Genomic DNA, 18,643 nt, shown 5'->3' on the forward strand with positions numbered 1-18,643 from the left:
GGCGTACGGGCGGTCAGGCCCGGCGCAGCACCGTCGACAGGGCCTCGGACAGCGCGGCCTCGGCATCGGCCACCGGCCCCTGCGAGCGCCACGCGACGAACCCGTCGGGCCGCACCAGCACGGCACCGGCCTGGGACATGGCGTGCACCTCGCTCCAGTCGGCGCCCTCCTCCTGCACCAGATCGGTGCCGGGAGCGCTCGCAGACCCGATGGCGTACGCGTCGAGCTTCACCGACAGCCGCCCGGCCACCCGCTCGGCCGCCGCCCGCCAGGGCGTGCCCGCGCCGCAGAGCAGCACGAACGCGCGCTCGTACAGGTCCACCGTGGAGACCCGCTCGCCATCGGCCCGCGTCAGCCACATGTGCGGGGCCCGCGTGCCGGGGTCGCCCGTCATGCGCATCCCCTCCGGGATGACCGGGCGGTCCGGCGACCCGCCGACGAACGCCCCGCTCGGGTACGCGTAGGCCATGGCCGTCGTCAGGACCCCGCTGCCCGGTCCACCGCCCATGGTGGGCGGCGGCGCGTACCCGGGGTGGCTGTGCTCCGCCGAACGGGCCGAGGCGCGCTGGGCGGTCGCCACGGCCACCGGGTGCCGTTCCGCCCCGTAGGTCTCCAGCAGTTCCATGCCCGCCGAACCGTTCAGGACCGCCGCGATCTTCCAGGCCAGGTTGTGCGCGTCCTGGATGCCGGTGTTGGAGCCGAACGCTCCGGTGGGGGACATCTCGTGGGCCGCGTCGCCGGCCAGGAACACCCGTCCGGACGAGTACCGCTCGGCGATCCGTTCGGCCGCGTGCCAGGGAGCCTTCCCGCCGATCTCCACGTCCAGGTCCGGTACGCCGATCGCGGCCCGGATCTGCTCCCTGCACCGCTCCTCGGTGAAGTCTTCCAGGGTCTCCCCCTGGTCCGGGTGCCACGGGAGGTGGAAGACCCACTGGGTGTCGTTGTCCACCGGCAGGAGCGCCCCGTCCGCACCCGGCTTCATCAGGTAGCAGACGATGAACCGCAGGTCGCCCAGCACCTCGACGAGCCGGCGCGAGCGGAAGGTGACGCTGACGTTGTGGAAGAGCTCGCCGCTGCCCGTCTGGGGGATGCGCAACTGCTCGCGCACCGGGCTGCGCGGGCCGTCCGCCGCGATCAGGAAGTCGGCGCGCACGGTGCGGTGCTCGCCGGTCTCCCGGTCCTTGACCAGCGCGTTCACCCCGGTCTCGTCCTGGTCGAAACTCATCAGCTCGGTCGAGAACCGCACGTCGGCACCCTGGGCGCGGCTCTGCGCGGCGAGGATCGGCTCGATGTTGTTCTGGCTGCACACGCACCAGCCGGTCGGGCTGAACTTGCTGAGCGCCCCGGCCGGATCGATGGCCTTGACCAGCCATTTGTGGTCGCCGCCCAGCAGGGACTCCGTCTGAAGGATGCCCATGTTGTTCTCCAGCGCGGACGCCGCCTGCCGGATGGCGCCCTCCGCCCCGGCCACACGGAACAGCTCCATGGTCCGGGCGTTGATACCGCGACCGCGCGGGTGGTCGGAGGTACCGGCGTGCTTCTCCACTACCAGGTGCCTGATGCCGTGGCGGCTCAGGAACAGCGAGGTGGACAGACCCACGAGGGAGCCGCCCACGACGAGAACCGGTACGCGAACATCTGCCGTGTCTTCCATCAGCTGCGAGCTCCTGAATTCTGTGTGGGGGGAGTGCACTCTTTTATGCCCCCGATCGCCGGCCAAGCCCAGGAGATACGCCGGTTGTCACCCGCTTGATCCGGAGATGTAGCGGTACGTCCGCACCCGGATGACGATGAGCGACAGCGGTTCCCCCGAAGACACGCCGGCCTGCCGTCCCCCCGACGGCCGCCGGTCCGGGGCGGCCACCGCCCATGACGGACGAGGGTCCGTACGCGACGAAACCCCCGCCCTACCCCAGGGCCCTCACGAAGGAGCGAGCAGATGACGACCACCCTGTCCGAACGGGTGTCACAGTCCGCCTTCGACGGATCCATGCTGCGGGTCGTCCTGCTGATGGACCTCCACGAAGGAGCCCAGCAGCGGTTCTTCGAGGCGTACGAGCAACTGCGCCACGACATCGCGTCGGAACCGGGCCACATCAGCGACCAGCTCTGCCAGTCCTTCGAGAACCCCTCGCAGTGGCTCATCACCAGCGAGTGGGAGAGCGCACCGCAGTACCTCGCCTGGGTCAACAGCGAGCACCACGCCGAGCAGGTGCGCCCCCTCGGCGCCTGCGCCCGCGCCATGCGCCCGCTCAAGTACACCGTCCTGCGCGAGACCGGCCGCGGCTACCAGGACGCGCAGCGGCCCACCGCGGCCCGGCTGCAGGCATCGCCCCGGCTCGGCGCCGGCATCGTCCGCCACGCCCTGACCTTCACGGTCAAGCCCGGCAGCGAGAAGAACGTCGCCGCCATCCTCTCCAGCTACGCCTCCCCGGCGGCCGACGTGGACGGCCACACCCGGCTCCTGCGGACCTCGCTGTTCATGCACGGCAACCGGGTCGTGCGTACGGTGGAGGTCCGCGGCGACCTGATGGCGGCCCTGCGACACGTCTCCGAGCAGCCCGAGGTGCGGGCCGTCGAAGAGGCCATCAACCCCTACCTGGAGCAGGACCGCGACCTCGGCGACCCCGAGTCCGCCCGGATGTTCTTCATGCGGGCCGCGCTCCCCGCCGTCCACCACGTCGCCGCCGACGAGGCCGGCGGCGCCGACCGCTCCGACGTACGGCGCCACGCGCTGTTCTACCCGGCCAAGCCCGGCTGCGGACCGGCGCTGGCCCGGTTCCTCGCCCGGCAGGACGAGGAAGCGGCCCACCGGTCCGACGCCCCGACCGTGAGCAGCAGCATCTTCCAGCGCGACGACATCGTCGTACGCCTCATCGATGTGCGCACCCCGCACGACGAGGGGCTGGAAACCGCCTTCGGCGTCCGCGGACCGCGCAAGGCGGCCGTACTCGCCCGCCTGATGGCCGGACCCGTCAGCGGGACCGACGGCGCCGTCGCGTCCGTGGTCCGCCACACCATGAGCCTGATCACCGACCGCAGGGCCCCCGCCGAAAACTGACCCGCGGAGGCCCCGCCCACCCGGCCCACCGGCCCACCCGGATCCCTCATCCCCGGCCCCCCCCACCCACCAGCCCCGTCCAGGCCCCCACCGCCAGGAGGAACCCCCGCCATGACCAGACAACGCCCACCGCACATCGTGGACCTCAGCGAGACGCAGCCCAACACGCGGCGCGGCGGCGACCTGAGGGCCGTCCTGACACCGACCTCGGTGGGCTGCACCAGCGGCTTCATGGGACTGGCCGTCATGGCCCCGGGCGAGCACATCGCCGAGCACTACCACCCGTACTCCGAGGAGTTCGTGTACGTGGTCGCCGGTGAGCTGGAGGTCGACCTCGACGGCGAGGCCCACCCGCTCCTCACCGACCAGGGACTCCTCGTCCCGATGAACGTGCGCCACCGGTTCCGCAACGTCGGCGGCACCGAGGCCCGCATGGTCTTCCACCTCGGACCGCTCGCCCCGGACCCGAAGCTCGGGCACGTGGACACGGAGGAGGCCGTCCACCCGGAGGGCTCCGCATGGGAGCGGCCCCCGGACCGCGCGGGAGCGGTCTCGTGACCCGCCGACGCGTGGCCGTCACCGGGGTCGGCGTCGTCGCCCCCGGCGGGATCGGCGCCTCCGCCTTCTGGGATCTGCTCTCCAACGGGCGTACGGCGACCCGCGGCATCACCCTGTTCGACCCGACCGGCTTCCGCTCCCGGATAGCCGCGGAGGTCGACTTCGACCCCGCCGCACACGGCCTCGGCGCCGAGGAGGCGGCCCGCGCGGACCGGTACATCCAGTTCGCGCTGGTCGCCGCAGCCGAGGCGGTGCGCGACGCCGGACTCGACCTCACCACGGACGAAGCCTGGCGCACCGGCGTCTCCCTCGGCACCGCCGTGGGCGGCACCACCCGCCTGGAACACGACTACGTGGCCGTCAGCCAGTCGGGAGACTGGTGGGACGTGGACCACCGGCTCGCCGGGGCCCACCTGCACCGGGCCTTCACCCCGGCCACCCTGGCCTCCGCCGTGGCGGAGAAGACGGGTGCGCGCGGACCGGTCCAGACCGTCTCCACCGGCTGCACCTCCGGACTCGACGCCATCGGCTATGCCTTCCACTCCATCGCCGAGGGCAAGATGGACGTCTGCATCGCAGGCGCCTCCGACTCACCCGTCTCGCCGATCACCGTGGCCTGCTTCGACGCCATCAAGGCCACCTCGCCCAACAACGACGACCCCGCCCACGCCTCCCGGCCCTTCGACGCCGACCGTGACGGCTTCGTCCTCGGCGAAGGCGGCGCCGTCCTCGTCCTGGAAGAGCTGGAACACGCCCGCGCACGCGGCGCGACCGTCTACTGCGAGATCGGCGGCTACGCCACCTTCGGCAACGCCCACCACATGACCGGGCTGACCTCCGAGGGCCTGGAGATGGCCCGCGCCATCGAAACGGCCCTCGCCCAGGCCCGGACCGACGCCCGCGCGATCGACTACGTCAACGCGCACGGCTCCGGGACCAAGCAGAACGACCGCCACGAGACCGCGGCGGTCAAGAAGGTCCTGGGAGACCACGCCTACAAGACGCCGATGACCTCCATCAAATCCATGGTGGGGCACTCGCTCGGCGCCATCGGGGCGATCGAACTGGCCGCCTGCGTCCTGGCGATGACCCACCAGGTCGTCCCGCCCACGGCCAACTACGAGACCCCCGACCCCGAATGCGACCTGGACTACGTCCCCCGCGTCGCCCGCGAGCGCGAACTGCGCAACGTGCTCTCCGTCGGCAGCGGCTTCGGCGGCTTCCAGTCCGCGGTGGTCATGACCCGGCCCGACGAGCGCAAGGAGGAGGTGGTCTCGTGAGCGTCCGTACGGTCATCACGGGCATCGGAGTCGTCGCACCCAACGGCATCGGAGTCGAAGCCTTCTGGAAGGCGACCCAGTCGGGCGCCTCCGTCCTGGGCCGCGTCACCCGGGAAGGCTGCGAACACCTCCCGCTGCGCGTGGCCGGCGAGGTACGGGACTTCGACGCGGCCTCGATGGTCGAGGAGCGCTATCTCGTCCAGACCGACCGCTACACCCACCACGCCCTCGCCGCGGCCGACCTCGCCCTGGAGGACGGCCGGCTCGGCCGGGCCGACTACGAGGACGACCCGTTCTCGGTCGGCGTGGTCACCGCCGCCGGTTCGGGCGGCGGCGAGTTCGGCCAGCGCGAGCTGCAGCACCTCTGGGGCCAAGGCCCGCGCTACGTCGGCCCGTACCAGTCCATCGCCTGGTTCTACGCGGCCAGCACCGGGCAGATCTCCATCCGCCGGGGCCTCAAGGGCCCCTGCGGGGTCGTCGCCGCCGACGAGGCGGGCGGGCTCGACGCCTTCGCGCACGCCGCCCGGGCCATCAACCAGGGCAGCAAGGCCATGCTGGTCGGCGCCACCGAGGCGCCCCTGGCCCCGTACTCCATCGTCTGCCAGCTCGGATACGAGGCCCTGAGCACCGACGAGGACCCGGAGCGGGCCTACCGGCCCTTCACCGAGAAGGCCTGCGGCTTCGTACCCGCCGAGGGCGGTGCGATGTTCCTGGTCGAGGAGGAGCGGGCGGCCCTGCGCCGGGGCGCCTCCGTACGGGCCCTCCTGGCCGGGCACGCGGCGACCTTCACCGGCCCGCACCACCCCGAACGGGCCGACGCCTCCGCCGAGGGCCTGGCCCACGCGATCAGGGGCGCCCTGCGGGACGCGGGCTGCGCCCCCGAGGAAGTCGACGTGGTCTTCGCCGACGCGCTCGGCACCCCGGAAGCCGACCGGGCCGAGGCGGCCGCGATCGCCTCCGCGCTCGGAGCACACGGGCGCAAGGTGCCGGTCACGGCGCCCAAGACCGGGACGGGCCGGGCCTACTGCGCGGCGCCCGCCCTGGACACCGCTGCCGCGGTCCTCGCCCTGGAGCACGGCATCATCCCGCCCACGCCGAACGTGTTCGACGTGTGCCACGACCTCGAGGTGGTGACCGGCAGCGCCCGCCCGGCGGAGCTGCGCACCGCGCTCGTGCTGAGCCGGGGCCTCATGGGCTCCAACGCCGCGCTCGTCCTCAGAATCCCCTCCTAGAGACAGAAGGAGCCGCTCATGTCCGAACGACTGACCGTCGAGGAGCTGGCCGCCCTGATGAAGTCCGGGGCCGGCATCACCGTGGACCCGGCCGACATGAAGAACCGCCCGGACTCCCTGTTCGACGACTACGGCCTCGACTCGCTGGGCCTGCTCGGCATCGTCGGGCTGCTGGAGAACCAGCGCGGCCGGGCCCTGCCCACCGACGCGGACCGCTGCAAGACCCCCAAGGAGTTCCTCGAACTCGTCAACACCAGCCTCATGACAGGAGCTTGAGATGGCAGGACACACCGAGAACGAAATCGTCGTCAAGGCGCCCATGGACACCGTCTGGGAGATGACCAACGATCTCTCCAGCTGGCCCGAGCTGTTCAGCGAGTACGCCTCGCTGGAGATCCTGGAGGAGGACGGGCCCACCACCCGCTTCCGCCTGACGATGCACCCCGACGAGAACGGCACCGTGTGGAGCTGGGTCTCCGAACGCACCCCCGACCCCGTCAGCCGCACCGTGCGCGCCCGCCGGGTCGAGACCGGCCCGTTCGAGCACATGGACATCCACTGGCAGTACTTCGAGGTTCCCGGCGGCACCCGGATGGTGTGGACCCAGGACTTCGCGATGAAGCCGCAGGCACCCGTCGACGACGCCGGGATGACCGCGCGCATCAATCAGAACTCCAAGATCCAGCTGGAGCTGATCCGGGACAAGATCGAACAACGCGAGCGCGAGACCCGCACGCCCGCGGTCAGCCGCGTCTGAGACGAAAGGCAGCACACCGGATGCACCGCGCTCTCATCGTGGCCCGCATGGCGCCGCAGTCCGCCCCCGACATCGCCGAGCTCTTCGCGGCCTCGGACGCGGGAGAACTGCCGCACCTCGTCGGGGTCACCCGCCGCAGCCTCTTCCAGTTCGGCGACGTGTACATGCACTTCATCGAGTCCGACCGGCCCCCCGGCCCGGCCATCGCCGAAGTCACCGGCCACCCGGAGTTCCGGGACCTCAGCGACCGGCTCACCGCCTACGTCAGCCCGCACAACCCGGAGACCTGGCGCAGCCCGAAGGACGCCATGGCCAACGAGTTCTACCGCTGGGAGCGTCCGGGCGTCTCCCGTACGGGCTAGCCGTACGGAGCGACCCGCGCGACCGGCAGGCCTCGGGCCCCGCACCCACCCGGGTGCGGGGCCCGCCACCGTGCCGCTCACGCGGATCGGGCGACGGTCGCGCTCGAAGCCGGGCCGGCCGGCAGGTCGGCGCCTGCTCGAGCAGCCGCGCGGGAATCAGTGGTTCGCGCTGACCTCGACGGCCCTGTCGGCTATGTCCTCCAGGACGGCCTTGGGGTCCCCGCCCGGTTCCACGGCGCGGCCGATGTTGCGCTTGATCGTGTCGCTGACCGCCATCCAGGACGGGTCGTTGACCGGGTAGAGCTGGGCGCTGCGCAGCGCGTTCAGGAACTCGGTGTCGGTCTGGTCCATGCCTTCGCTGCCGGCGAGGGCGCGGGACGCGGAGACGGTGGACGGCAGCAAGTGGTAGCGGCCGGCGAAGTCCATGAGGTTCTTGTCCTTGTAGACGAAGTTCAGGAACGCTCCGATCTCCTCGCGGTGGCCGTTCTGCTTGAAGGCCATCATCCAGTCGGCCACGCCCACCGCCGGCGGAGCCTCCTCCGACCGGAGGGTGTCCGAGACCGGCATGGCGACGCTGCCGACGCCGATGCCCTTGGCGCGCGCCTCGTGGTACAGGGAGGGGTAGCCGTTGAGCATGCCGACCTCGCCGCGCAGGAAAGCGGCGAAGGCATCGGCGCGGTTGAGCTTGGACGGGGGAGTGGGGCCGGTCAGGCCCGGGGCGACCAGATGCTGCTTCACCCAGTTCCACGTCTGGACGTTGCGCGCCGATGCCAGGCTGTAGTTGCCGCTGTTGTCGGCGTATCCGCCGCCGTTGCTCAGCTCCCAGATCATCGCCTCGGCGTGCGCCTCCTCGGGGCCCAGGGGCAGGGCGTACGGGTATTTCACGCCCGTCGACTTGAGCGCCTTGGCGGCGGCCTTGAGCTCGTTCCACGTCTTGGGGGCCTTGATGCCCGCCTTGTCGAAGAGCGCCTCGTTGTAGAAGAGGAGCCGGCTGCTCGCCACGAAGGGCAGGCCGTAGAGGGTGCTCCTGACGGAGCCGGCCTCGGCGAGGGGCTGGAGGAAGTTGGCCTCGGCGCTGACGGGGAGGATTTCGTGGGCGGCGTAGAGCTTGTCCTGGGCCGCGAAGTCCGAGTAGGAACCGATGAGGGCCATGTCCGGCGCATTGCCGGCCTTGACCATGCGGGATACCTCGCTGTCGATGTCGGCCCACGGCAGGAGCTCGACCTCGACCTTTATCCCGGGGTGGGCTGCGGTGAACTCACTGGTCACCTTGGACCAGAAAGCCTCGGAACTCGTGGCAGGTGTGTCCCCGTATTCCGCGGCCACCAGGCGGAGAGTGCCGCTTTCACCCGCGCCGTATTCAGAACCGCCGCATCCGGAGAGCGGTACCAGCAGGCCGAGCACCACCGTGGTGGCGGCCGTGCCGAAAATCCTTCGTCGCACGGGTGTATTCCCCTGATCTCGCTTGGATTTCGCTACTGCGCATGTCACTTCGGGCCGGGGATGCCCCGTGGCCCGTCGGCCGGAATCATCTCCCGATGGTGGCGGGTTTGAATCCCTTGGACGGACATGTGTGGTTGATGATCCAGCCGAGAGTTTCCCTTCTGGTGCTTTCCGACATGTGCGTGAGCGTGCGGACGCGCGTAGACATGCCGAAAGCCCGTCTGCGCCGAATCGGGGAGAAGTTCGGCCCGGAATCGATTGGTGTCTTTGCGGTGGGGTCGTCCGCGGACGCCGTGCCCCTCAGGCGGTCCGGCCGCCGGGGGTGCGGGGGGAGCGGGGTGTCGCCTGCCCCTGCTCCGTGAGGTGGGCGTCCATGGCGGAGCGGAGGTCGGCCATGAACGACTCGATCTGCTCCAGGAGCTGGGGCGGGTAGTGCGACATCGTGGTGTCGAGGCGGTGGGCGAGCGGGCCGAAGAACTCGTCCGCCCGTTCCTGGATGTGGGCGCCGCTGCGCAGATCATCGGCCCGGTCCTGGGAGGCTTCCTCATCGAAGGCGGCTTCTTCGGTCTGGGCTGGCGGTCGGTGTTCCTGATCAACCTGCCCATCGGAATCGCGGCGCTGATCGTGGCCGCGACGGCCGAGCCCGACGGTGAAGGCGGGCTTGCGCAGCAGGCCCGGGGTCACCAGCGTGATCACGGCCCGCGGCGGCCGCACCGCGCTGCTGCACGGCGAACAGGGCGAAACCGGGCATCGCCCTGTTCTTCGGCGGGCTGATCGGCACGCAGCTCGTGCTGACCCTCTACCTCCAGATCGGCCAGCGCTTCACCGCCGGGGAGGCGGGACTCGGCAACCTGCCGCTCGCGGTGGGAACCGCCGTCGGCGGCTCCATCGGCGTCGCGATCTTCGGCTCGGTGTTCTTCGCCCGGGCCGAGGCCGGTGACTTCACCACCGGTTTCCACCGCGCGCTGATCGTCCAGGCGTGTCTGCTGGTGGCCTTCCTCGCCATCACCTTCCTGCTGCCCAGGAAGGGCCGCCCCGAGGAGGAGCAGCACGTCATTCCCGAGGCGGCTGCCGACGGCTCCGGCCCCGAGCGGGAGCTCGCCGCGTGACAGCGGCCGCCGCCCGCTGATCGGCCGACGGGGCGGCGCCACAAGTCCGATTACGGCCGTTCTCCGGAGAACCCGAACTGGTAAGGCACTCTTGTGAGTTGAGGTTCCCCTCTTAACAATGCGCATGACAACCGAAGGATCTTCGGTCGCATTGTCACCCAGAGGGGAACCCCCACATGAACAAGCCTCTCGCCGGCGCCGCGTTCGCCCTGCTCCTCACCGGAGCGGTGGCCTCGCCGGCCGTGGCCCAGGCACCCCGGGACACGGCCCGACAGGCCGTCGCAGTCAACTTCGCCGGCACGGTCGCTCTCAGCAACTGCTCCGGCTCCGTCGTCCGCGTGCCGAACTCGCTGCCCACCGACCCCGCGCTCGTCCTGTCCAACGGTCACTGTCTGGAGTCCGGCATGCCGGCGGCCGGACAGGTCGTCAAGGACAAGGCGTCCAGCCGCTCCTTCTCGCTGCTGAACGCCTCGGGCTCCAAGGTCGCGACCCTGCGCGCGAGCAAGATCTCGTACGCCACGATGGCCGACACCGACATCTCGATCTACCAACTGACCAAGACCTACGCGCAGATCAGCAGCCAGTACGGCATCAACGCGCTCACCCTGAACGACGCCCACCCCGTGCAGGGCACCGCGATCAAGGTGGTGTCCGGCTACTGGAAGCGAACGTACAGCTGCAACGTCGACGGGTTCGCGTACCGCCTCAAGGAGGGGGAGTGGACCTGGAAGGACTCCCTGCGCTACACCTCGTCCTGCAACACCATCGGCGGCACCTCCGGCTCCCCGGTGATCGACACGACGACGGGCAAGGTGGTCGCCGTGAACAACACGGGCAACGAGGACGGCGGGTCCTGCACGCTGAACAACCCGTGCGAGGTGTCCGAGAGCGGCGCCGTGACGGTCCGCCAGGGCATCAACTACGCGCAGCAGACCTACACCATCGTCCCCTGCGTCGGCCCCGGTAACACGATCGACCTGAGCCGCCCCGGCTGCACGCTCCCCAAGCCGTAGCGAACGCGTCGGGGCCCGCCCGGAATCCGGACGGGCCCCGACGCCGCGCGGTATCAGCCCTTGGGGACCACGATGACGACGGTGCTGCACACCTTGTCGGCGAAGGTCTGCTTCTTGGCGTCCCACAGCGGCCACAGGTAGCCGATGTAGCAGGCGATCCCGTCGAGGAAGTGCGCCAGCTTGCGGACGAAGGCCATGCCGAAGCCGAGGACGTTGCCGTCGGCCTCGCGGCGCACGCTGATCCCGACGACCTTCTTGCCGATCGACTGGCCGGTCGAGCCCTCCTTGTACAGCTGGTAGATGCCCATGGCGAAGGCGTAGAGCATGCCGATCATGAAGAAGACGCCCGGCCCGGAGGCGCCCGCGTCGTCGCTCATGGCGAGGTCGATGAAGCCGAGGGCGTACATCGGTCCCACGGTGATCAGACCGTCGAGGATGGTCGCGCCGACGCGCAGGCCCCAGTGCGCCAGCGGCGGCATTCCGGTACCCGGCATGGGCGGCATGCCACCGGGCATCCCGGTCTGCGGGTACGCGCCGTACGGCTGCTGCGGGGGGACGCCGCCCATGGGCTGCTGCGGGTAGCCGTACTGCGGGGGGACACCCTGCGGCGCCTGCTGCGGGTAGCCGGGCTGACCCTGCGGGGGCTGCTGCTGGCCGTAGGGGTTGTTCGGGTCGCCGAAGCTCATGGCGAAGTCTCTCCAGGGGTGTGACGGGGACGAGCGGCCCGGCGGAGGGACGTGAAACGAGCGGGTTTGCCCCCCTGCGCAGCCGCGAACTTGCGGGGCCATGGTGTTAGTAAGATCGGCCACTTGTCCAATCCGTTGTCACTTGTGCCCACCACGTGACGGACCGGTAGACACAGCATGGAGTCCCGGACCCTGAGGACGGGTCCGGGACTCCGGGGGCCACTTCGCTGACCGCTTCTACAACGACCGGCGCCCCTGCGGGTCACCGGTACGCCGCCATCGCTACTTCGGCATCAGGACGGTGTCCACGATGTAGACGGTGGCGTTCGCGGTGGGAACGTTGCCGCAGACCACGTTGGACGTGCCGTTGACCTTGTAGGACTCGCCCGAGCCGGTGGTGGTCACCTTCCCCGTCTCCAGCGTGGCGAAGGAGCCGTTCTCCAGCTGCCCGGGCGTCAGCTTCTCGCCGACCACGTGGTACGTGAGGATCTTGGTCAGCGTGGCCTTGTCGGCGAGGACCTTGTCGAGGTCGGCCTTCGGAATCTTGGCGAAGGCGTCGTTGGTCGGCGCGAACACCGTGATGTCCTTCGCGTTGTTGAGCGTGTCCACGAGCCCGGCCTGCTTCACGGCCGCCACCAGGGTGGACAGCGCCGGGTTGTTGGACGCGGCGGTCGCGACCGGGTCCTTGGCCATGCCGTCGAAGCTGCCCGCGCCCTCCTTCGGGACACCGGCGCACGCGGCACCGAAGGGCCCGTCCGCCGTCATGGGCGCCGAGGCGTCCGCGGCCGGGGAGGAGGTGTCCGCGCTCGCTTCGGCGGCCGCACCGGCGGCCGCGTCCTTTCCGGAGCCGGAGTCGGAGTCGGAGCAGGCGGCCAGCGCGAAGGGCAGTACGGCTGCCGTGGCGACGGCGAGGGCGGTACGGCGGAAACGAAGGGTGTTCATGGTGTTCTCCAGAGAAGGGTCGGTACATACGGAACGGAAGAATGGAAAGTGTGTGAAGTGGTGTGGAACCGGGGGCGCTTCGGTCAGCCGACCGTGACGAACACGCCGTGCCGGCCGCTCGCGCCGTCCGGGACGGTGCGGGTCCGCAGCTCGGTCTGGACCTCGCCCCGGCCGTCCGTGGCGCGGACGGTGAGACGGTGACCCCCCGGCGAGGCCCTCCAGTCGAAGGACCACTGGCGCCAGGTGTCGGCGGTGGCCCGCGCCGCGAGCGAGGCCTCCTGCCACGGTCCGTCGTCGATCCGGACCTCCACCCGCTCGATGCCGCGGTGCTGGGCCCACGCCACCCCGGCCACCGCCACGGTCCCGGCCGGGATCCGGGCGAAGGGACGGGGGGTGTCGATGCGGGCCTGCGTCTTGACCGGCGCCCGGCGGGCCCAGCCGCGCTTGACCCAGTACGGGTCGTAGGAGTCGAAGGTGGTGAGCTCGATCTCCCGGATCCACTTGCAGGCGGAGACGTAGCCGTAGAGACCGGGTACGACCATCCGGACCGGGAAGCCGTGCTCGAAGGGGAGCGGCTCGCCGTTCATGCCGACGGCCAGCATCGCGTCCCGGCCGTCCATGACCTCCTCGACGGGGGTGCCCAGCGTCATCCCGTCCACCGAGCGCGCGATCAGCTGGTCGGCCCGGCCGCCGCCGGACGGCGCCCGGACGCCCGCCTCCCGCAACAGGTCCGACAGGCGTACGCCGAGCCAGCGCGCGGAGCCCGCGTAGGGGCCGCCGACCTCGTTCGACACGCAGGTGAGGGTGATGTCGCGCTCGATCAGCGGGCGTTGGAGGAGTTCGGCGAAGGAGTAGGAGCGCGGGCGGGAGACCCCCTCGCCGTGGATGCGCAGCCGCCAGGTGCCGGCGTCCGGCCTGGGGACCACGAGGGCGGTGTCGACACGGTAGAACTCCTTGCTCGGTGTGGTGAAGGCGCTGACTCCGGCAATCCGCAGGCCCGCCCCGGCCGGGATCGGCGGGGCCGGCGAAGCGGGAGCGGGCAGGCGTACGGCGGCGCGTGAGGCGCTGGCGTCCCGGCCGCGCCGGCCGGTCAGGGCCCGGCCGAGGACGCCCGCGCCGGTGGAGGCGATCGCGGTGATCCCTGCCGCGAGGAGGAAACCCCGGCGGTTCCAGGCGGAGGGCGGGTCTTCGGAGCCACCTCCCGGGGTGCCCGTCGTGGTGTCCGTCGGCGCGTCCGCCGAAGCGCTGCCCCCTCCGGCGGGCCGGACGGCGGGCTGGACGGCGGGGCCGGTGCCGGGGCCGGTGGCGGGGCCGCCCACCTTCCCCACCAGCAGGTACAGCACCAGTGCCCCGGCCGCGGCCCCCACCAGCGAGGGCAGCACGTCCGCCGCCCCGGCCGCGTCGGGCCGGCCGAGGGCCGCCGCCGCGCCGAGGACGCCGAAGGCCAGTACCCCGGCCGCTCCCGTCCGGCGGTGGCGCAGGGCGAACACCCCCAGCAGGGCCGCCAGGAGGCCCACGGTGGTGAGGATGCCGAGTTGGAGGACCAGCTTGTCGTTCTCGCCGAAGGTGCGGATGGCGAAGTCCTTGAGCGCCGCCGGAGTGCGGTCGATGGCCGCCCCGCCGATCACCGTGACCGGCCCCGCCTGGGGTCGTACGAGGGACGCGGTCAGCTCGGCGGCGGCCAGTGCCGTGTATCCCGCCAGCAGGCCGCTCGCCGCGGCGAGGGCCCCGCGTTCGACGGTCCTTCGGTTGATGCTCACGACCCTCATTCGGGACGGGGTCCCTCCCGGATGGGTCGGTCATCCGATCAAGTGAAGATCCGTCAGTGTGTTGACCTTTGTGTGCGGGTCGTACGTCATCGCTCCGTACGACCCCCGCACGCGGGCGGCGGCGCCGACTGCCGCCGCCTGCGCGGGTCCTGCGGGGCTCGGCGGCGCTCAGGAGTGGCGACCCACTCCCCGCCGGTCCGGAGGACCACCGGCCCGCCGCCCCGTTGCCGGCGGCGGGCCGGAGCATGCATCCCGGGTCCTGGGTCAGGCGTTGACGCAGGTGGTGCCGAACGCGGGGTTGAGCAGCCCGATCACACTGATCGAGTTGCCGCAGGCGTTGATCGGGATGTGGATCGGGATCTGGATCAGGTTGCCCGAGCCGACCCCCGGGGAGTGGGCGGCGAGCCCCTGGGCTTCGGCGTCGGCCGAGGCCGCCGAGGCCCCGCCTACGAGAAGGGCACCCGAAACGAGGGCGAGTGCGGCACTCTTGAGGACACGCGACACGACAGATCTCCTTGCTGGCTGTGCGGCGGCGGACTCCGGGGCCCATCAGCCCCGTGACCCGCCGCGCGGCGGCCCCTGGACCGGGCCCGCGACCCTCCTTCGGCCCGGACCCCCGGCGCGGTTTGGTCCAGGGGGCCGGTTCCCCCGAACGGATGCCCTTTCGCGTGCATGTCGGCCCATCCGCACGCGGCCCGGCTCCGAAGAGGGGGTGAGACAGCAAGGACCCGGCGCGCGCCGTGACCTCGGCCGACGGGGAACAGGTGTGCCTGCCACGAAGGATCGTTCATGCGATGGATGGACCGGCGAGAACCGCTCGCGGCCCCGGCGTGCCCGCACGGGCCCGGCCGTACAGGGGGGCCGCTCAGGTGAACCCCGAGAAGCTGCGCTTCCCCGGACCGGGCCCGGGCAGCGGCCCCGGACAGGTACCCGGCACCGGACAGGGACCCGGCACCGGACCCGGATCGGCCGCGGCCGCACTCGCGGAGCTGATGGCGTGCGTCGCGCAGGGCGACCAGGACGCGTTCTCCGTGCTGTACGACGCCGTGGCCGGAACCGTCTTCGGCATCGCCGTCAAGGTGGTGCGCGACCGCGCCCAGTCGGAAGAGGTCGCCCAGGAGGTGATGATCGACGTGTGGCGCCAGGCCGCCCGCTACCGCCCCGACCAGGGGAGCGTCATGGCCTGGGTGGCCACGATCGCGCACCGGCGCGCCGTCGACCGGGTCCGCTCCGCCCAGGCCTCGGCCACCCGCGAGCACGACGTGGGCGTACGCGGCCAGGAACGCCCCTTCGACGAGGTGAGCGAGCAGGTGGAGTCCCGGCTGGAACGCGATCAGGTCACACGCTGCCTGCGCCGGCTGACCGAGCTCCAGCGCCAGGCCGTCACCCTCGCCTACTACCAGGGGTTGACCTACCGTGAGGTCGCCGAGACCCTCCAGACCCCTCTTCCCACGATCAAGACCCGGATGCGCGACGGACTGATCCGCCTGCGCGACTGCATGGGGGTGACCACGTGAAGCACGACGAAGAACTGCACACCCTCACCGCGGCCTACGTACTGGACGCGCTCGGCCCAGGTGAACAGGAGTCCTTCTCCCGGCACTTGGCCCGCTGCGCGCCGTGCTCCGGGGACGTGGCGGAGTTCTCCGCCACGGCCGGACGGCTTGCCTCCGCCGTGGCCCTCGCGCCCCCGCCGCAGATGAAGGCGGAGGTTCTGGCCCGCATCGAGACCGTCCGCCAGGTCCCCCCGAGGGTCGGCGTCCGCCGGGCGGCCGGATTCCTGGACCGGCTCCCGCGCAAGGCCGGCGCCTTCGTCGTCGCCGCTTCCCTCGCCGGAGCGGCCCTCTTCGGCGGCGCCGCGCTCTACGAGAGCGGGCGGGCGGACCGGGCCCGGCAGGACGCCCGGCAGGCCGAGGCGCGCAGCCAGGAGCTGCGGGCGGTGGTCACCGCCCCGGACGCCCGTACCGTGCACGGCCGCACCAGCGGCGGAGCCGCCGCGACGGTGATCACCTCCGCGGCCCGGGACCGGGCGGTGTTCCTCGCCGACCGGCTGCCGGCCCCCGGGGAGGGCCGCACGTACCAACTCTGGCTCGCCGACGGCGGCGCGATGCGCCCGGCCGGCTTCCTCACCGGCGACGGGGCGGCCGTGCTGGACGGCGGCCTCGGTACGGCCACGGCGGTCGGCCTGACGCTGGAGCCCGCCGGGGGCTCGCCGCAGCCGACGACCAGCCCCCTGCTCCTGCTCGCCCTCCGGGCGTAGGGCGTACGGGCGCCCGGGCGGGTGGCATGGAGCGAGGGCTCCGGTCACCGGCCCGGCGGGGCCACGGGCCTGCCGGCTCCAGCGGCCGGCCGGGCTCAGGGCCCGGTCCGGTTCAGGGACCCGCCGAACAGCGCCGCCGCGTTCGAGGCGCTGGAGCGGCATCGGCGGCGCGCCGCCCAGGGGGAGGCCGGGATCCGCATCCGGGGGCAGCGAGCCGGTGTGGCGTCCGCGCCGATCCCGCGCCGGGTGCCCGTGCCGGTCCGGCCCGGCCGATCCGGCCGGTCCAGGTAGGAGGGGGGCCACAGATGGGCGTGCACGTCGCCGATCCGGGGCCGCCGCACCGCGTCCCCACTGCGCCCCATCGGGGGCTGGCCCCGGCCGCGGGCCGCGTGGATCATGAGGGGGCGCCGGAGCGAAGGGGCCCCGGCGCCGCCACCGAGCCAGGGGGTCCATGTGCCGTCCGTGCCGTCCACGTCATCCGTGCCGTCCGTGCCGTCCGTGCCGTCCGTCGAGCCGAGTTACGCCTCCGGGGCCTGTGAGGTGCCGCTGCTGGGCGACACCATCGGCGAGAACCTGGACCGCACCGTCCGCAGGTTCCCCGGCCGCGACGCCCTCGTCGACATGGCCTCCGGGCGCCGGTGGACGTACGCGGAGTTCGCTGCGGACGTGGACGACCTCGCGCTCGGCCTGCTCGACCTCGGGATCGTCAAGGGGGACCGGGTCGGCATCTGGGCGCCCAACTGCCCGGAGTGGACGCTGGTGCAGTACGCCACCGCCAGGATCGGCGCGGTCCTCGTCACCGTGAACCCGGCCTACCGCTCCCACGAGCTGGAGTACGTCCTGCGCCAGTCCGGGATCCGGCTGCTGGTCGCGGCGGACCGGTTCAAGAGCTCCGACTACGCGGCCATGATCCAGGAGGTCGGGCCGCGCTGTCCGGCACTGGAGTTCACCGCGCTGCTGGACGGCCCGCTCTGGAACTCCCTCCCGGAACGCGGCCGCCGCGCCGACCGGGCCGAACTGCTCCGTGCCCAGGCCGAGCTGAGTCCGGACGACGCCGTGAACATCCAGTACACCTCGGGGACCACCGGCTTCCCCAAGGGGGCGACCCTCTCGCACCACAACATCCTCAACAACGCCTACTTCGTGGGGGAGTTGTGCCGCTACACCGAGCAGGACCGGGTCTGCATCCCGGTGCCCTTCTATCACTGTTTCGGCATGGTCATGGGAAACCTGGCCTGCACCAGCCACGGCGCGGCCATGGTCATTCCCGCGCCCGCCTTCGACCCGGGGGCCACCCTGGCCGCAGTCGAGGCGGAGGCCTGCACCTCGCTCTACGGGGTCCCCACCATGTTCATCGCCGAGCTGGCCCACCCGGACTTCGAGACCTACGACCTCTCCAGCCTGCGCACGGGCATCATGGCGGGCTCGCCCTGCCCGGTCGAGGTGATGAAGGAGGTCATCGACCGGATGGGCATGCGCGAGGTGTCCATCTGCTACGGCATGACGGAGACCTCGCCCGTCTCCACCCAGACCCGCGTGGACGACTCCGTGGAGCGCCGCGTCTCGACCGTGGGCCGCGTCGGACCCCACCTGGAGGTCAAGGTGGTCGACCCGGCCACCGGCCGGACCGTCCCGCGCGGCGAACCGGGCGAACTGTGCACCCGGGGCTACTCGGTCATGCTCGGCTACTGGGACCAGCCCGAGCGCACTGCCGAGGCGGTCGACGCGGCCCGCTGGATGCACACCGGAGACCTCGCCGTCATGGACGGGGACGGGTACCTGAGCATCACCGGCCGGATCAAGGACATGGTCATCCGCGGCGGCGAGAACCTGTACCCGCGCGAGATCGAGGAGTTCCTGCACGCCCACCCCGACGTCATGGACGTCCAGGTCATCGGCGTGCCCGACCCGAAGTACGGGGAGGAGCTCATGGCGTGGGTGCGGATGCGGGAGGGCGCCGAGCCGCTGACCGCGGCGGCCGTGCGGGCGTACTGCGAGGGCCGGCTGGCCCACTTCAAGATCCCGCGCTACGTCCATGTCGTGGAGGAGTTCCCCATGACGGTGACCGGCAAGATCCGCAAGGTCGAGATGCGCGAGACGGCGGCCCGGCTGCTGGGCCTTCCCTCCTGACCGGGGTCCACCCGAGGACGGCCGCGCGGTGTCCCGTACCG

19 protein-coding genes are annotated in these 18,643 nt (G+C 71.8%); 12 read left to right on the top strand and 7 right to left on the bottom strand.

Going from position 1 to position 18,643, the window contains the following annotated elements:
• Positions 1–13: 13 nt before the first annotated feature.
• Positions 14–1,654 (bottom strand): FAD-dependent monooxygenase, encoded by a 1,641-nt coding sequence (locus tag ABZY57_RS15105; protein ID WP_356511896.1) that lies wholly within the window; start codon positions 1,652–1,654, stop codon positions 14–16.
• A 285-nt stretch (positions 1,655–1,939) separates the two neighbouring features.
• Between ABZY57_RS15105 and ABZY57_RS15110 the strand changes: the two genes are divergently transcribed.
• The 7 genes from ABZY57_RS15110 (at position 1,940) to ABZY57_RS15140 (ending at position 7,250) form a co-directional block, all read left to right on the top strand.
• On the top strand, positions 1,940–3,061 hold the full coding sequence (locus ABZY57_RS15110) for a SchA/CurD-like domain-containing protein (RefSeq protein WP_356511898.1): 1,122 nt from the start codon (positions 1,940–1,942) through the stop codon (positions 3,059–3,061).
• A 111-nt stretch (positions 3,062–3,172) separates the two neighbouring features.
• Positions 3,173–3,619 (top strand): cupin domain-containing protein, encoded by a 447-nt coding sequence (locus tag ABZY57_RS15115; RefSeq protein WP_243333070.1) that lies wholly within the window; start codon positions 3,173–3,175, stop codon positions 3,617–3,619.
• On the top strand, positions 3,616–4,899 hold the full coding sequence (locus ABZY57_RS15120; protein WP_356511900.1) for a beta-ketoacyl-[acyl-carrier-protein] synthase family protein: 1,284 nt from the start codon (positions 3,616–3,618) through the stop codon (positions 4,897–4,899). The genes ABZY57_RS15115 and ABZY57_RS15120 overlap by 4 nt, the downstream gene beginning before the upstream one ends.
• Positions 4,896–6,131, top strand: a complete 1,236-nt coding sequence (locus ABZY57_RS15125) for a beta-ketoacyl synthase N-terminal-like domain-containing protein (protein ID WP_356511902.1) — start codon at positions 4,896–4,898, stop codon at positions 6,129–6,131. The genes ABZY57_RS15120 and ABZY57_RS15125 overlap by 4 nt, the downstream gene beginning before the upstream one ends.
• Before the next feature lie 18 nt (positions 6,132–6,149).
• Positions 6,150–6,407, top strand: a complete 258-nt coding sequence (locus ABZY57_RS15130) for a phosphopantetheine-binding protein (RefSeq protein ID WP_112448182.1) — start codon at positions 6,150–6,152, stop codon at positions 6,405–6,407.
• A 1-nt stretch (position 6,408) separates the two neighbouring features.
• Positions 6,409–6,888, top strand: a complete 480-nt coding sequence (locus tag ABZY57_RS15135) for an SRPBCC family protein (protein WP_356511905.1) — start codon at positions 6,409–6,411, stop codon at positions 6,886–6,888.
• 20 nt (positions 6,889–6,908) lie between these two features.
• Positions 6,909–7,250, top strand: coding sequence for a TcmI family type II polyketide cyclase (locus ABZY57_RS15140; protein WP_356511907.1), 342 nt, complete (start codon positions 6,909–6,911; stop codon positions 7,248–7,250).
• 156 nt (positions 7,251–7,406) lie between these two features.
• Here ABZY57_RS15140 and ABZY57_RS15145 read toward each other — a convergent pair whose 3' ends face one another.
• Both ABZY57_RS15145 and ABZY57_RS15150 read right to left on the bottom strand, forming a co-directional pair.
• Complete coding sequence (locus tag ABZY57_RS15145; RefSeq protein WP_356511909.1) at positions 7,407–8,693, bottom strand: extracellular solute-binding protein; 1,287 nt, start codon at positions 8,691–8,693, stop codon at positions 7,407–7,409.
• 300 nt (positions 8,694–8,993) lie between these two features.
• A complete protein-coding gene (locus ABZY57_RS15150; RefSeq protein ID WP_356511911.1) occupies positions 8,994–9,389 on the bottom strand; it encodes a hypothetical protein in 396 nt (131 codons plus the stop codon).
• A gap of 92 nt (positions 9,390–9,481) precedes the next feature.
• Between ABZY57_RS15150 and ABZY57_RS15155 the strand changes: the two genes are divergently transcribed.
• Positions 9,482–9,802, top strand: coding sequence for a hypothetical protein (locus ABZY57_RS15155; RefSeq protein WP_356511913.1), 321 nt, complete (start codon positions 9,482–9,484; stop codon positions 9,800–9,802).
• 176 nt (positions 9,803–9,978) lie between these two features.
• Entirely contained in the window at positions 9,979–10,815 is an 837-nt protein-coding gene (locus tag ABZY57_RS15160) for a serine protease (protein WP_356511915.1), read from the top strand.
• 53 nt (positions 10,816–10,868) lie between these two features.
• Here the strand turns inward: ABZY57_RS15160 and ABZY57_RS15165 are convergent, their stop codons facing one another.
• The 4 genes from ABZY57_RS15165 to ABZY57_RS15180 form a co-directional block, all read right to left on the bottom strand.
• Positions 10,869–11,501, bottom strand: coding sequence for an RDD family protein (locus ABZY57_RS15165; RefSeq protein WP_356511917.1), 633 nt, complete (start codon positions 11,499–11,501; stop codon positions 10,869–10,871).
• Positions 11,502–11,783: 282 nt separating this feature from the next.
• Positions 11,784–12,443, bottom strand: coding sequence for a fasciclin domain-containing protein (locus ABZY57_RS15170; RefSeq protein ID WP_356511919.1), 660 nt, complete (start codon positions 12,441–12,443; stop codon positions 11,784–11,786).
• A gap of 83 nt (positions 12,444–12,526) precedes the next feature.
• Positions 12,527–14,212 carry a molybdopterin-dependent oxidoreductase gene (locus tag ABZY57_RS15175; protein ID WP_356511921.1) on the bottom strand — a complete coding sequence of 562 codons (1,686 nt, stop codon included), beginning with the start codon at positions 14,210–14,212 and terminating at the stop codon, positions 12,527–12,529.
• A gap of 264 nt (positions 14,213–14,476) precedes the next feature.
• A complete protein-coding gene (locus ABZY57_RS15180) occupies positions 14,477–14,716 on the bottom strand; it encodes a chaplin (protein ID WP_356511923.1) in 240 nt (79 codons plus the stop codon).
• 488 nt (positions 14,717–15,204) lie between these two features.
• Between ABZY57_RS15180 and sigK the strand changes: the two genes are divergently transcribed.
• From sigK to ABZY57_RS15195, 3 genes are all read left to right on the top strand, one after another.
• Positions 15,205–15,729: an ECF RNA polymerase sigma factor SigK gene (sigK, locus tag ABZY57_RS15185; protein WP_356511964.1), complete on the top strand. Its 525-nt coding sequence runs from the start codon at positions 15,205–15,207 to the stop codon at positions 15,727–15,729.
• A complete protein-coding gene (locus ABZY57_RS15190; RefSeq protein WP_356511926.1) occupies positions 15,726–16,472 on the top strand; it encodes an anti-sigma factor in 747 nt (248 codons plus the stop codon). The genes sigK and ABZY57_RS15190 overlap by 4 nt, the downstream gene beginning before the upstream one ends.
• A 462-nt stretch (positions 16,473–16,934) precedes the next feature.
• Positions 16,935–18,602, top strand: coding sequence for an AMP-binding protein (locus ABZY57_RS15195; RefSeq protein ID WP_356511928.1), 1,668 nt, complete (start codon positions 16,935–16,937; stop codon positions 18,600–18,602).
• Positions 18,603–18,643: the final 41 nt, after the last annotated feature.

Origin of the sequence: Streptomyces sp. NPDC006450 (genome assembly GCF_040612195.1) — a bacterium.
Lineage (GTDB): Bacteria > Actinomycetota > Actinomycetes > Streptomycetales > Streptomycetaceae > Streptomyces.